This is a genomic window from Mucilaginibacter sp. P1_D10 (assembly GCF_056406215.1).
This window is the reverse complement of the sequence record NZ_JBFUAP010000001.1, coordinates 43099-56990: the sequence shown is the minus strand read 5'-3', so window position 1 is coordinate 56990 and position 13892 is coordinate 43099. Positions and strand designations below refer to the sequence as shown.

Annotated in this window: 11 protein-coding genes; 6 read left to right on the top strand and 5 right to left on the bottom strand. The window is 46.6% G+C overall.

Features of this window, described 5'->3' with window-relative positions; all coding sequences use genetic code 11:
- Window positions 1-24 precede the first annotated feature (24 nt).
- Both ispG and AC1DYT_RS00240 read left to right on the top strand, forming a co-directional pair.
- Entirely contained in the window at window positions 25-2109 is a 2085-nt protein-coding gene (ispG, locus tag AC1DYT_RS00245) for a (E)-4-hydroxy-3-methylbut-2-enyl-diphosphate synthase (protein ID WP_477468087.1), read from the top strand.
- A complete protein-coding gene (locus tag AC1DYT_RS00240) occupies window positions 2099-2593 on the top strand; it encodes a hypothetical protein (protein WP_477467673.1) in 495 nt (164 codons plus the stop codon). The genes ispG and AC1DYT_RS00240 overlap by 11 nt, the downstream gene beginning before the upstream one ends.
- Window positions 2594-2668: 75 nt before the next feature.
- Here the strand turns inward: AC1DYT_RS00240 and AC1DYT_RS00235 are convergent, their stop codons facing one another.
- On the bottom strand, window positions 2669-3133 hold the full coding sequence (locus AC1DYT_RS00235; RefSeq protein ID WP_477459438.1) for a GNAT family N-acetyltransferase: 465 nt from the start codon (window positions 3131-3133) through the stop codon (window positions 2669-2671).
- A gap of 275 nt (window positions 3134-3408) precedes the next feature.
- On the opposite strand from AC1DYT_RS00235, the gene AC1DYT_RS00230 reads away from it, so the two are divergent.
- Window positions 3409-4563 (top strand): helix-turn-helix domain-containing protein, encoded by a 1155-nt coding sequence (locus AC1DYT_RS00230; protein WP_477467672.1) that lies wholly within the window; start codon window positions 3409-3411, stop codon window positions 4561-4563.
- Window positions 4564-4803: 240 nt separating this feature from the next.
- The gene (locus AC1DYT_RS00225; RefSeq protein WP_477467671.1) at window positions 4804-5883 is read left to right on the top strand and encodes a hypothetical protein; all 1080 of its coding nucleotides are present in this window, start codon (window positions 4804-4806) and stop codon (window positions 5881-5883) included.
- A gap of 85 nt (window positions 5884-5968) precedes the next feature.
- Here AC1DYT_RS00225 and AC1DYT_RS00220 read toward each other — a convergent pair whose 3' ends face one another.
- Window positions 5969-6511 (bottom strand): hypothetical protein, encoded by a 543-nt coding sequence (locus AC1DYT_RS00220; RefSeq protein ID WP_477467670.1) that lies wholly within the window; start codon window positions 6509-6511, stop codon window positions 5969-5971.
- A gap of 339 nt (window positions 6512-6850) precedes the next feature.
- On the opposite strand from AC1DYT_RS00220, the gene dnaK reads away from it, so the two are divergent.
- On the top strand, window positions 6851-8746 hold the full coding sequence (gene dnaK, locus AC1DYT_RS00215) for a molecular chaperone DnaK (RefSeq protein WP_477467669.1): 1896 nt from the start codon (window positions 6851-6853) through the stop codon (window positions 8744-8746).
- Between the two features lie 378 nt (window positions 8747-9124).
- Here the strand turns inward: dnaK and AC1DYT_RS00210 are convergent, their stop codons facing one another.
- Entirely contained in the window at window positions 9125-11512 is a 2388-nt protein-coding gene (locus AC1DYT_RS00210; protein WP_477467668.1) for a TonB-dependent receptor, read from the bottom strand.
- Between the two features lie 258 nt (window positions 11513-11770).
- On the opposite strand from AC1DYT_RS00210, the gene AC1DYT_RS00205 reads away from it, so the two are divergent.
- Window positions 11771-12559 carry a DUF4261 domain-containing protein gene (locus AC1DYT_RS00205; protein ID WP_477467667.1) on the top strand — a complete coding sequence of 263 codons (789 nt, stop codon included), beginning with the start codon at window positions 11771-11773 and terminating at the stop codon, window positions 12557-12559.
- Window positions 12560-12573: 14 nt separating this feature from the next.
- Here AC1DYT_RS00205 and pth read toward each other — a convergent pair whose 3' ends face one another.
- Window positions 12574-13134 (bottom strand): aminoacyl-tRNA hydrolase, encoded by a 561-nt coding sequence (gene pth / locus AC1DYT_RS00200; protein ID WP_477467666.1) that lies wholly within the window; start codon window positions 13132-13134, stop codon window positions 12574-12576.
- A gap of 120 nt (window positions 13135-13254) precedes the next feature.
- Window positions 13255-13839 carry a 50S ribosomal protein L25/general stress protein Ctc gene (locus AC1DYT_RS00195; RefSeq protein ID WP_477459430.1) on the bottom strand — a complete coding sequence of 195 codons (585 nt, stop codon included), beginning with the start codon at window positions 13837-13839 and terminating at the stop codon, window positions 13255-13257.
- Between the last annotated feature and the right edge of the window lie 53 nt (window positions 13840-13892).

Here is a 13892-nt window from a genome sequence, read left to right as displayed (position 1 = left end):
CAGCTTATTAATACCACCCTGCAAATGAATGCTGATGCCGTAAAAATGCTGCAAGGCCGTTACTGTAATTCGTTATCCGAGTACTCCCGTTTCGTTACCCGCGAGGTGTTTATTGGCGATGTGCCGATGGGCGGCAGCAACCCTATCCGCATCCAAAGCATGACCACTACCGATACCATGGATACCATTGGTACCGTAGAGCAAACCATCCGCATGGTTGATGCCGGCTGCGAATACGTGCGCATCACCGCGCCCAGCATTAAAGAGGCCAACAACCTCGCCGAGATAAAAAAGCAATTGCGCCAGCGCGGCTACACCGTGCCGTTGGTTGCCGATATACATTTTACGCCAAACGCTGCCGAAGTAGCCGCCCGTATAGTAGAGAAAGTGCGCGTAAACCCCGGCAATTACGCCGATAAAAAAAAATTCGACCAGCTGGATTATACCGATGCCCAATACCGTGGTGAACTGGAACGAATCTTCCAAAAGTTTACGCCGCTGGTAAAAATCTGTAAAGAATACGGCACCGCCATGCGCATCGGCACCAATCACGGCTCGCTGAGCGACCGTATCATGAGCCGCTACGGCGATACCCCGCAGGGCATGGTAGAAAGCGCAATGGAGTTCATCCGCATGTGTGAAACGTTGGGTTATTATAGCCTGGTGGTATCTATGAAGAGCAGCAACCCGCAGGTAATGGTACAAGCCTACCGCCTGCTGGTGCAAACCATGGTGGCCGAAGGCATGAATTACCCGTTGCACCTGGGCGTAACCGAGGCCGGCGACGGAGAAGACGGCCGCATCAAATCTGCCGTAGGCATTGGTACCTTATTGGAAGATGGCCTTGGCGATACCGTCCGGGTATCCCTTACCGAAGAACCCGAAGCAGAAGCACCCGTGGCGATTGCGTTGGTGAAACGTTATGTTGAGCGGGCAAGCCCCACCCAACCCTCCCCGGAAGGGAGGGCTTCAGAAAATCAAAAAGTCTCCCCTATCGGGGGAGATTTAGAGGGGGCTCACTCCCCCTACGAATACAAAAAACGCGATACTTACGAAGCTAATGCCTTTATAGGCGGGCATATGGTGCCGAGGGTGGTGGTTGATATTTCACAAGCCAACCTGAAGGACCCTGCCGTAATGAATGCTGCTGGTTACCTGTATTCGCCCCTGCTGGATAAATACAACATGGCCGAGCAATCGGTAGATTTTGTTTACCTGGGCGATAGTTTGCCATCGTTTAGCTTGCCCGGTAACTTAAAACAGCTTTACAATTACGCTACCTGGCAAAAACTAGCCGACAGAACGCTTTGCCACCCGTTATTTACTTTACAGGAGTTTATTGCCAATGATGCCAATCGCACCTCTGCTTTAAATCTGGTAAGAATTACCCATGCCGATTTAGATTCGGAAGCTTTTGGCTTACTGCCGATGGATAAAAGCCTGGTCTTCGTTTTGGAAACAAATGAACTCCACGGCATGGCCGACCAGCGCGCTTTCTTCCTCAAATTAGAGGAGTTTGGGCTGGATGTGCCGGTGATTGTGAAGAGAAGCTACACCAGCCCCACCCAACCCTCCCCGGAAGGGAGGGCTTTAGGAGCAATTGAAGTCTCCCCTACCGGGGGAGATTTAGAGGGGGCTACTACGCTATTACAGCTTTACGCTGCCACCGACCTGGGCGCTTTATTGGTAGATGGTTTTGGCGATGGGATTTGGATAGATGCACCGCAGGTAGAAACCTCGGTGATTACTTCCACAGCTTTTGGGATATTGCAGGCCACCCGTTCGCGCATATCTAAAACAGAATACATTAGTTGCCCAAGCTGCGGGCGCACCTTGTTTGATTTGATGGTGACTACCCAGATGATCCGCAGCCGCACCAGCCACCTCAAGGGGTTAAAAATCGGCATCATGGGTTGCATTGTAAACGGCCCCGGCGAAATGGCCGATGCAGATTACGGTTACGTAGGCTCCGGCACGGATAAGGTAACGCTCTACCGCGGTAAAGAGGCGGTAAAGAAAAATATCAGTTCGGCCAATGCGCTTGATGAATTGGTCGGTATCATTAAGGATGATGGTAACTGGATAGAACCTGTAGAATATGTTAAGTAAAAAGTTGGCTCTTCTTGTACTGGTACTCGTAACATGTTTTAAAAGCTTTGGGCAAGACAGCAATTTTGATAAAGGGCTGATGGCCTTTGACGCTAAAAATTTTAACGAAGCCCTTGTTAAATTAAAACCCTACGCCGAAAATGGCAACTGCCTTGCGCAGTTTGCCGTCGGATTTTCATTAATGTATAACGGTGCGGATTCGCACGATTCCACAGCGCGCCATTGGCTTAAGTTGGCTGCCGAGCAGAAACAACCTAACGCGATGGGGCCATTAGCTGTAAATTATTTTGGATCAAACGCGGATCAGGCGAATGTGAACGCTTACTTATGGGCAATGCTCGCGGCAGAATATGACCCTCGGCAACAAGCCACCACCGCCCGGGTTTTAATAAAAAGTTATTTATCGCCCGGTGAATTAAAGAAGGCCGAAAGCCTGATAAAAGCTTACCTCGACAAGTGGAAAGAAACGCCCAACTGTAGATAGACTTTTCGTCCGGCAAGCCAGCTTCATGTAGTAAATAAGCACCCCGCTTTGCAGGCAGGATGCTTAAGTACTCAACTAAGGTCTCCGCAGATAAAATGCCGGCCGGTTGTCCCTTACGCCGTTTTCAACAAATCCGGCTTTTGCCAGTATCCGTTTAGAGGGCGCGTTCCAATCGTCTGTGCTGGCCCATATCACTTTTACGTCCGGGTTTTCAAAGCCCCACTCGCAGATGCGTTTTAAGCCCTCGGTGCCGTAGCCTTTGCCTTGCTCATTACGGTCGATTGAGTAGCCGGTGATAGATTCGCCTTTTTCATCGGGCCAACCCAGGCCGAAGCCGCCGATGCTGGTATTGGTGTCTTTACGCACCGCCTCCCAAATGCTGTACCATATCCATTTATCAGGATTAGCAAGTGTTTTGGGGATGCACCAGTTCTCGATGGCGTCGGCAAGTTCGTCTTGCCAAATCTGGTCTACAAGCATATTTGATGGATTAAGGCCCATAGATAGTTCCATTTTTTCGCGGCTTTCTTGTAATAACAAAAGCTGCGTGTGTGTTAACGGTATTAATTTTAACCGTTCGGATTCGATAAAAAACATTGTTTTGGTTTAAATTATATAACAAAAGAAATTCAGTCCACCGGCAATTGGTGGTTAAAAGCAGCCTTTAGAATGGCTGAATGTTATACAATTCCAGGCAGTGTAATTAGCCTGTTTGGTGCGTTAAGTAACAGCGGCGGTAATTTTTGTTATTCAAATATAGTGTTTTGTAATTTTCAAATTATCTTATTTTCAAATTGAAATCCTAATTTTAAGGCATGAGTACTGAGCTTATCTTAAACATCATCACCTGCAATTGCTTTTTTTTGATGGCTTTTGTGGCCTGGTTCAATCCGCATAAGGTAAACGTGGTGGCCAACCGTTGGCTGGGGCTGTTTTTTGCTGCGGTAGGCTGCATGATTTGTAATGTGGTGCTTTACGATGCCAGGTTGGATGCTACATACCCACGCATCATCGGCTTTAACGAACTATCCCGCTTTGCGTTGGCACCCGCCTTGTACCTAAGTATTGTGCAATTCACCACGCCGGGCAGCAGGTTTAAAGCAAAGGATTACCTACATTTTATACCTTTCGCCATCTTCTTTTTATATATGGTGCCGACGCTCTATTTTCCCGGTTACCAGTTGGTGCATTTCAGTTTACCGCCAAAGGTGAGTTTCGTAATAGGCTTTTTGGTGCGATGGTCTATCAATGTGCAATTGCTGGCATACTGGGCACTGGCGTTTAACACTTTGCGCAGGCACCAGAAGCACTTATTGCTAATCGCTTCCGATACGGTGCCTGTAAACCTCATCTGGTTAAAATACCTGCTGCTGAGCGTCGGCGGTATGCTCGTATTGTTTTTCACATCCATTTTCTTCGGGATACAGATATCACCGGTTGTTATTGCTGCTGGCTACCTCCTTGGCGGCCTCGCCATATTTTATTATTCGCTGGCACAAAAAGAGGTGTTCCCCTTCGAAGTGGCAGAACTGACGGCCCTCAACGAGGTTATCGTGGAAATTGATGCACAGCTAAAACCCATCAAACAACGCCTCACCGAAGAGCAGGCCAAACAAATGCGCATCAAACTCGAAACCCTGATGGCTGCCGAAAAGCTCTACCTGGATAACGAACTCAATCTGCCTCAACTTGCCGATTCCATCGGTGCATCGGTACACGACCTTTCTTTTCTGCTGAATGAGAAGATAGGGCTCAACTTTTTCCAATTCGTAAATGCTTACCGGGTGGAGGAGGCTAAGCAGATTATGCTGTCGGATAAATATAAGCACCTCAATATGCTGGGTATTGCCTACAGCGCGGGCTTTAGTTCTAAAACCACATTTAATACCGTGTTTAAAGCGCAGATGGGGATGTCGCCGAGTGGGTTTATAAATCAGCATAAGGCGGCGACGGCTTCTTTGCAATCCTGAAAAGCGGGATATTTCCGGTTCCCCTCCAGGGAGGGGGCGCGCCGGATTGTGCGGTGGCAGGGGTGGGTTTCACCACAATACTGACTAACACACCCCTCCACCCCTCTCAAGAGGGGAATCGCACAAGCCCCTCCTCGCTTGACTTGAAAAATATCCCAACAAACACGCCCCATTGGATAATCCCGAACGACAGGCATTACCCATTCGCCTAACATTGTGCAACAAATAACACAATGTATTATGGAACGTAAACCTTTCTCCCCACTTGCCCTTGCCGCTTTTATTGCCGCCGTATTGGGCGCTATTGTTTTTACCCGCGCCGTACGTGTTGCTGTAGGCGAGAATATATCGCCGCTGCTACTATATGGCGTAGCGCTCGGTTACCTGTTCACCGTTTTAACGCTGATATTTGTTTGGAAAAGCAAAGCCACAAAAGGCACTATCGATGTAACCAATTACACCGCCTTTTGGCAAAATGCCGTGCGCTACACCCTCGCGCTCGATATGGTGATGTTTGGCGGACAGAAGCTTTGCCACCTGCAATTCTATGTGCCACTCGGTATGCTGGACGACCCTTTTACCGCCATCCCTAATGAAATGCTGATGTGGGCCTTTATGGGGCGCTATCATTCTATGGTGGATATTATCGCCTGCATCGAGATCCTTGGTGGCGTGCTTTTGCTATTCCGCAAAACCCGGTTGGTGGGCGCTTTTGTACTACTCCCCATGCTGCTGAATATTATGCTGCTGGATTTTTATTACCTGAACCTGCTGGTGCAGGTATATGTGGTACTGGAAGTACTCGCCATAATATACCTCATCCTGTTGGAGTACCGCCGTTTGGTGGAGTTTTTCCTTATCGCCAAAGGCAGCTCTCCGTTGTATAACTTCCGAAACAAAGGATTTGGCTATGCCGTAAAAGCATCGGTAATCATTATCCCGGCAATTGCCCTTGCTATGCACGAATACCCAAGCAATTACACCGAAATAATGGGTAAATATGAAGTGAAGCGTGCCTTCATCAACAACATCGACCAAAGCAAGGCATCCTGCCGCGATAGCGTGCTCACCCATGTATTTATCGACCATTACGACCTTGTTTTAGGCTACCCCGATTACCGTAACAAGGTAATTGGCAGATACAATTACAACCCGCAAACCAAACAAATTACCGTAAAATTCCAATACCCCGAGACGATGAAAGATTCGCTTACCGCCACTATCACGCCCGGCACCGGCGAAATGAAAACACTCGTTGGAAAAATAGGTGGTAAGACATTGAAGATTGAAATGGAAAGGGTAACGCCAGTGAATAATTAATTAATTTGATGATGAGATAATTTGAAGATTTGAAAATAAGCTTCTGCATTTTCAAATTATCTCATCCTCAAACTTTCAAATCGAATTAATCATTGGTGATAATGGCCCTCGCGATGAGCTGCCATTTACCATCCTTAAGTTCGCATAGCAGCATATCGCCTCGGCCGCAGGCAATACCACAACTAAAATATTCGCCTATCAAAACGCGGGTGGCCTTTTCATTTAACCAGAAAGGGTTCGAAAAGGTGTATATCGTTTTTTGCTTATCGAGCAGTTTCAACTCCGATTTGATGCCGGCCGTGAAAACCACCGGCAGTTGCTTGTACCAAATGCGCCAGTTGGTAAGCATAGCCGGTTGAGCCTTTTTGCAGCCCGCAATTTCTTCGTCCGTAAGGTAATTGCTTAAGGACCGGCTGGTATCTATCTGGTTATCCGGTTTTAATACGGACTTCATCGTTAGATACCTGTTGCCGTAAAATACACCGTCGTTGGTCTTCGGTTGCAGATAGTGGATATGGTGGGCTTTGATGAGCCAGTTCAAAAGCGAAGTTGTTTCTGCTCTGCCTGGTGGTTGGGCGGATGCGTTAAGCCCAACCATCAACATCAGTAAAACCAGTGCATTTTTCATTCCCCAATATAGGGAATAATGATATAATCATACGCAGGTGGATCTACCACTAGTTTTCTTTCTCGCAAAGGCGCCAAGACGCAAACTAATAAAACTTGGCTTTGCGACTTAGCGTCTCTGCGTGCTATACTAAGCTACCCAGGCGTTCATCTGCACATCTGAAATCCGCACATCTGCACATCTACTTTCTGCCAACCTGTCACCACAAAGTAATCCATCCTGCCGCTGTGTAAGTATTCTGCCAATTACATACAATTTTCTCTGCCATTTAAGTATTGGCACAACCCTTGTTAAATAGCGTTGGTAAGCAATACTTAATAAAGAAAAAAATCAATCAATATGTCTAAAATAATTGGAATCGACTTAGGAACAACAAACTCCTGCGTTGCTGTAATGGAAGGCAACGAGCCTGTTGTTATAGCCAATAGCGAGGGTAAACGTACTACGCCGTCAGTAGTAGCTTTTGTGAACGATGGCGAACGTAAAGTTGGCGATCCGGCAAAACGCCAGGCTATCACCAACCCAACAAAAACTATTTCTTCTATCAAACGCTTCATGGGCAACCAGTTTAACGAGGTTACCAAAGAAGCTGATCGTATGCCATACAAAGTGGTTAAAGGTGACAACAACACCCCACGCGTAGAAATTGGCGACCGTAAATATACGCCACAAGAGATCTCTGCCATGATCCTTCAGAAAATGAAGAAAACTGCTGAAGATTTCTTAGGCCACGAAGTTACTGAAGCGGTTATCACTGTACCGGCTTATTTTAACGATGCACAGCGCCAGGCAACTAAAGAAGCCGGTGAAATTGCAGGTTTAAAAGTTCGCCGTATCATTAACGAGCCTACTGCTGCTGCCCTTGCCTACGGTTTGGATAAAGCACACAAGGATATGAAAATTGCCGTATTTGATTGCGGTGGTGGTACACATGACGTTTCTATCCTGGAATTGGGTGATGGCGTGTTCGAAGTAAAATCTACCGATGGTGATACGCACTTAGGTGGTGATGACTTTGACCAGGTAATTATCGACTGGATGGCAGACGAATTCAAAAGCGACGAAGGTGTAGACCTGCGTAAAGACCCAATGGCTCTGCAACGCTTAAAAGAATCTGCTGAGAAAGCAAAAATCGAGTTATCAAGCTCAACCCAAACAGAAATCAACCTGCCATACATCACCGCAGGTGCCGAAGGCCCTAAACACTTGGTTAAAACTTTAACCCGTGCAAAATTTGAGCAATTGGCCGATAGCCTGATCAAACGTACTATCGATCCTTGCCGTACTGCTTTGAAAAACGCAGGTTACAGCACTTCAGATATCGACGAAGTTATTTTGGTGGGTGGTTCTACACGTATCCCTGCTATACAGGATGCCGTGCAAAAATTCTTTGGTAAAGCGCCTTCAAAAGGTGTTAACCCTGATGAAGTTGTTGCCATCGGTGCTGCTATACAAGGTGGTGTATTAACCGGCGAAGTAAAAGATGTGTTGTTGTTAGATGTTACCCCATTATCATTGGGTATCGAAACCATGGGCGGTGTAATGACCAAACTCATCGAATCGAACACAACTATCCCAACCAAAAAATCAGAAACCTTCTCTACAGCAAGCGATAACCAGCCATCTGTTGAGATCCACATATTACAGGGCGAGCGCCCAATGGCACAGGGTAACCGTACCATCGGCCGTTTCCACCTGGATGGTTTGCCACCTGCACCTCGCGGCGTACCACAGGTAGAAGTTACCTTTGATATTGATGCTAACGGTATATTGCATGTATCTGCAAAAGATAAAGCAACCGGCAAAGAGCAAAAAATCCGTATCGAAGCTTCTTCGGGTTTAACTGATGCAGAGATCAAAAAGATGAAGGATGAAGCAGAAGCAAATGCAGATTCTGACAAAAAGGCAAAAGAAGAAGTTGAAAAACTGAACAGTGCCGATGCGTTGATCTTCTCTACAGAAAAACAACTGAAAGAGTACGGCGATAAGATACCTGCCGATAAAAAAAGCGCTATCGAAGCCGGCTTAGAGAAACTGAAAGCGGCTTACTCAGCAAAAGACCTTGCAGCTATCGAACCTGCACAGGAAGAACTGAACGCAGCATGGACAGCGGCTTCTGAGGACATGTACAAAGCATCTGCCGATGGTGGCCAACAGCCACAAGGCGATGCCGGCCAGCCACAAGCTGAAAATGCCGACAACGTAACTGATGTTGATTTTGAAGAAGTGAAGTAATTCACCTCGGATAAATATCCAAATAAAAACCCCGGTTGAGTAAAATCAATCGGGGTTTTGTTTTTTAAGCTTTTGGCAATGAACTTGAAAAGCCATATCGATTGAAATGCGCGGGAACGTGCGGTCCCCCCCCCTTTGGAACATAGCCGTTAACTTGTCGCTCGCATATTTGACTCACCCCGACGGCACTATCGTGCGTCGACCCTCTCTGCTCCGCAAAGAGGGTGAGGAAAGAAAACAAAAAATATCATCTCAATGTCTCCCCTTCTTTGCGCAGCAGAGAGGGGGCGGGGGGTGAGTCGACTCGCGACGCAGCCATGACAGCCATATTTCGAACACATAGTAGTAAACCCGCTGCTAAAACCTCTGTTGGGCCGTCTAATTCCTTCCTCCCCCACTGGTATCATCATTATTGATGCCGCGCTGGTTCTTTTTAAGGCTGCTGTTCAGCTTGCCGAATTTATAGTTGAAGCCTATACCGAAGGTGCGGAATAGCTGGTAATTATAGGAGGTATTGATAAAATCCTGTGTGCGGGTAGAGAAATCGAGCTTGATGAATTGCTTGAACGGCCCGTTGGTGTACACAAATATGCTTGCCTTTTTGTTGAACAGTTCCTTAGACGCATTGGCGCCATAGCCCAGGTAATAGTTATCTGTACCCTGCAGCAATACGTAACGGCTATCGAAACCTATATTGAGGCCAATGCGGTACCCATTATCGAATTTATAACTGCTGTTGGTAAACACATGGCCCTGATAGCCGCGGTTCTTGAACAACTGGTTGCTGTAAAACCCTTCCAGCCAAATGCGCAGTAGTTCGGCATTTATATTCACATTCAGTTTTTTGGTAATGGGGTAGTTCATGTTCAGATCCAGCCCCAACTGCTTGTTTTTACCCACGTTGGCGTAGGTGGTAGTGGTAACCGTTCCGTTTACGCTGGCCAGTTGCTGTATGGTATTATTGGCGAAGGAATAGCTGGTACTGATATTGACCGAGCCCTTGGCGAAGTTGCCGTAGCTCAGCTCGAAGTTGTTGTTTACAGCGGGAACAAGCGCCGGGTTACCGGTGGTGATGTAGTTAGGGTTGCTCCTATCTACAAAAGGATTCAGCTGAAAAATGCCCGGGCGCTGTATGCGCTGGGTAAAACCAAAAGTAATGCTGCTATTTTTGAGGCTACGCTGTATAGATAACGAGGGCACCACGTTGGTAAAGTTTTGATCGAGGCTGGTACCGGTTGATGAGAAGTTGGCATCTATATTGGTCCGCTCATAGCGCACGCCGCCTTTAACGGTAAACTTGGTAAACTTTAACAGGTAGGAGTTGTACAAGCTGTACACATCCTGGCGATAATCAAAAACATTATCCTGCGCGGCATCGGGCAGGTATTGCTGGGTGGCGGCATCATACACATCGGTGTGGAAATCGCTGAAGTTGTTACGATCGATCAGCTTACCACCGGCTTCCAGGGTAACCACTTTGAATGGCTGTATATAGTCGAGCTGGGTAGTGTGCTCTTTGGCACCCGAGCTGTTGAACTGCCGGTAATCGCTGGTGTTACCGGGGCTTACGGTGTTGAGGGTGCTGTTGCGGTTATCGCTGAATTTGTACGAAGCTGTCAGCAATCTTTCTTTGTTCCCCTTAAAACCCAATTGATAATTCAGGCCAAAATCTTTGCCCTCGAATTTGCCGTTGCCCATGTTGATGGTGGTGAAATCGGTTTCGGTGCCGTTATCGGTTTGTTGGGTAACCTGGTTGCTGCCGGTGGTATTGGCGTTGCGATAGTAGTTGAAAGAGCCTGTGAGTAGGTTAAGGCTGTCCGCCTCGAAGCTCAATTCGGTACTTACATAATTATTTGTACCACCATTGAAGCGGCTTCCGTTTTGTATGATAGATGATGGCTGCTGCAAAAAGTCGGTTTGGTTGAAGTAAGCTGTGCTGCGTTGGGGGCGTTTGCCGGTACCACCATAACCACTCAGGCCGAATTTGCCCTGCTTTACCGTAAAATTAAGATTGCCGCGTATGCCATAAGCCGTATTATAGTTGGAGTTTATCCCCACATTGTAACCCTGGTCGGCATTTTTCTTGGTGATAATGTTGATGATACCCGCAAGGCCCTCGGCATCGTACTTGGCGGGCGGGGTGGTAATAACCTCTATCTTCACGATGTTGGCACCCGGCATGGCTTTTAGTATATCAGATGGGTTACGCGCCATAATGGCCGACTCCTTGCCGTTCAGCAAGATCTTGTAATTACCGCTGCCGCGCAGCTTGATGGCATCATTGGCATCTACCGATAGTAGAGGTACTTTGCGTATCATATCAAGCGCGGTGAGGGTTTTGCTTTCCGGGTCGGCGAGTACATCGTAGCTCAGGCGGTCGACCTCCTGCTTCATCAAAGGTTTGGCCGCCGTTACGGTTACTTCGTTCAGCTGGCTGCTTGATGGAGAAACCAGCAGTCTGCCCAAATCAATTGTTGCACCTTTAAGTTCTATGGTCTTTGTTTTATATCCCACCGAAATCAACGACAATCTGTAGGACTTAGCGGCGAGGCCGGTAAACTCAAAGGAGCCATCATCTTTACTGAGGGCGCTTTTTACGGGAGCATTGGTAGCAATATCGCTAATGGCAACGGTAACGTAGCTAAGCGGCTTGTTTGCGGCAGAATCTATTACGATGCCTTTAATACTGATAGTGGGTTGATTGCTTTGCGCGAAAGATATCAGGCTTAAGAAACAGCCGAACGCTGCCAGTAAAAGTTTTCTCATGTAATAGTGTAATAGTTGTTGAAAAGACGCACAAAAATACGCTTCCGTTACAGAGGAAAAGGCTTTTTTAACTAAAGAATTAGGTAACAAAAGTATTACGAATAAGATTTCTATAATACCTCGTAGGAGCAAGCGTTTTGTAGCAACATCCCGGGAAAAGAATTGCGCCGTAGGAATACGCCTATTGCCGGTTCAAAAAAATCGTCGACGTAAAACAACATTATAGTATCTTTCGGCCATAAACAACCATAAGAGAACATGGGCCTATTCGATTTTTTTAAGAAAACACAAGAACCAAAAAGCCAGGAAAGTAAAATTTTGCTGGCGATGCCTATTTTCAATAACGGCGATAGCTTTGATGTTGATAAGATCATAGCACATTTCGAATCGCACTGGGGTGTAAAACCTCTGGATAAAGAAGGCAATAACGAAGTTGCTACATTTAGTGTAGATGGGGAAACCGTTGCACTTGCCGAAATGCAGGTGCAAATTCCCTGGGCCGATATAGAAGGAACAGCGCAGTATGCATATAATTGGCCAAGCGCCTTAGAAGACCTAAAACATCATACCGGGCATGCTTTAGCAACGCTCATGGCGGGGCAAAAAAACAGACGGGAAAGGTGTGGAATTTTAAGCAGGGTTTTTTATTCTATTTTTAAAACGTCCGAAGCTATAGGCGTTTACCTCGGAAGCGAATCGTTGCTCATCCCTAAAAAACAGTACATAGACAGTATGGATATACTTGAAAACGGAGATTTCCCGGTTTCGTTATGGGTATATATTGGGTTAAGGAAACTGGAAACCGGTAACTGTGCCTACACTTACGGCCTTAAAGAGTTTAATAAGCAGGAGATAGAAATCGTCAATTCAAAACTTAGTTTAGAAGACTTGTACGAGTTTCTATTGAACATTTGCGCTTACATCATTACAAGCGACGTTACATTAAAAAGCGGCGAAACAATCGGCCTGTCGCAAGAGCAAAAAATCCCTGTAATGATTTCAAAAGGCAGGTTTGTTGAGGGAGAATCTATTAAGCTCACATTATAAACCTTCGCAACGGTTTACTTATTAAACTTCGTCATCGTCAGCTCTGTGCCGATAGTGCAGAAGCTTTTCACCATCTCGATAGAGCGGTCGATAAGCGCTGGTAGTTCCGGCAGTTCCTCTTTATCGAAACCGCTTAGTACGTAATCAACCTGGCGGCCTTTGGGGTAATTATCGCCAACGCCGAAACGCAGGCGGGCGTATTCGTTATTGCCTAAGGTAGCTTCTATGTGCTTTAGCCCGTTGTGCCCGGCCGCACTACCTTTCGGTTTAAGGCGCAGGGTACCAAGCGGCAGGGCAATGTCATCCACTATCACCAGTACATTCTCTACGGGTATCTTCAGCTCTTTCATCCAATGGTTAAGGGCCTTGCCGCTAAGGTTCATGTAGGTAGTAGGTTTAATGAGGTGCAGCATGCGGCCTTTATAAGGCACCTCGGCATAATAAGCATGGCGCATACTGTAAAACTTTTCCTTCTCCTGCTTCACCAGCTCATCAAGCACCATAAAACCGATGTTATGCCTGGTATCAGCATACTCCGGCCCGATGTTCCCTAAACCTACTATTAGATATTTCATGCCCCCTCCGCCCCCTGAAGGGGGTACTTTTTAAAACGCAATTATACAAAAATAGCGATGGGTTTAAAACCCATCGCTATTAACATTACCCATTGTTCCCCCTTCAGGGGGTTAGGGGGCTTACTTTTTACCTGAAGCAGCTTCTTGTTCTGCCTGGCGCAATGCACGTGAGGTAGTTACCGATACGATGGTATCTTCCTGTGCGTTGGTGATGGTTAAGTTTGGCAAAGAGATTTCGCTAACTTTTACCGATTTACCAACTTCAAGCGCGCTGATGCTCACTTCGATGTTATCTAAGTGGTCTTTAGGCAAAGCTTTAACACGCAGTTTGCGCAGTTTCTGTACCAGTTTACCACCCACCTTTACGCCCGGAGAAGTACCTGTTAATTTCACAGGGATCTCGATAGTTACGGGTTTTTTCTCGTCTAACAACAAGAAGTCGATGTGGATAAGCTGTTCCGTTAACGGGTGGAACTGTGTATCCTTAATAATAGCTTGTGATGTAACACCAGCAACAGTAATGTCGATGAAATGAACAACCGGAGTGTAAATTACGGCTCTCAAATCAGCTGCGGACACAGAAAAGTGGGTCTGAGTAGCACCACCGTAAAGCACTGCAGGCACCAAACCTTGGTAGCGCAGCTCTTTTGCGTCACGTTTCCCTACGTTCTCCCTTGGAGAACCGCTAATAGCAATTGATTTCATTATTTATTTATTTATTTGTTAGTTCATGGTTCATAGATGATAGTTCATAGCAT

Coding starts and splice junctions, on each gene's coding strand:
- ispG (WP_477468087.1), top strand. CDS start 25: ATGAATGCTGATGCCGTAAAAATGCTGCAAGGCCGTTACTGTAATTCG.
- AC1DYT_RS00240 (WP_477467673.1), top strand. CDS start 2,099: ATGTTAAGTAAAAAGTTGGCTCTTCTTGTACTGGTACTCGTAACATGT.
- AC1DYT_RS00230 (WP_477467672.1), top strand. CDS start 3,409: ATGAGTACTGAGCTTATCTTAAACATCATCACCTGCAATTGCTTTTTT.
- AC1DYT_RS00225 (WP_477467671.1), top strand. CDS start 4,804: ATGGAACGTAAACCTTTCTCCCCACTTGCCCTTGCCGCTTTTATTGCC.
- AC1DYT_RS00220 (WP_477467670.1), bottom strand. CDS start 6,511: ATGAAAAATGCACTGGTTTTACTGATGTTGATGGTTGGGCTTAACGCA.
- dnaK (WP_477467669.1), top strand. CDS start 6,851: ATGTCTAAAATAATTGGAATCGACTTAGGAACAACAAACTCCTGCGTT.
- AC1DYT_RS00210 (WP_477467668.1), bottom strand. CDS start 11,512: ATGAGAAAACTTTTACTGGCAGCGTTCGGCTGTTTCTTAAGCCTGATA.
- AC1DYT_RS00205 (WP_477467667.1), top strand. CDS start 11,771: ATGGGCCTATTCGATTTTTTTAAGAAAACACAAGAACCAAAAAGCCAG.
- pth (WP_477467666.1), bottom strand. CDS start 13,134: ATGAAATATCTAATAGTAGGTTTAGGGAACATCGGGCCGGAGTATGCT.
- AC1DYT_RS00195 (WP_477459430.1), bottom strand. CDS start 13,839: ATGAAATCAATTGCTATTAGCGGTTCTCCAAGGGAGAACGTAGGGAAA.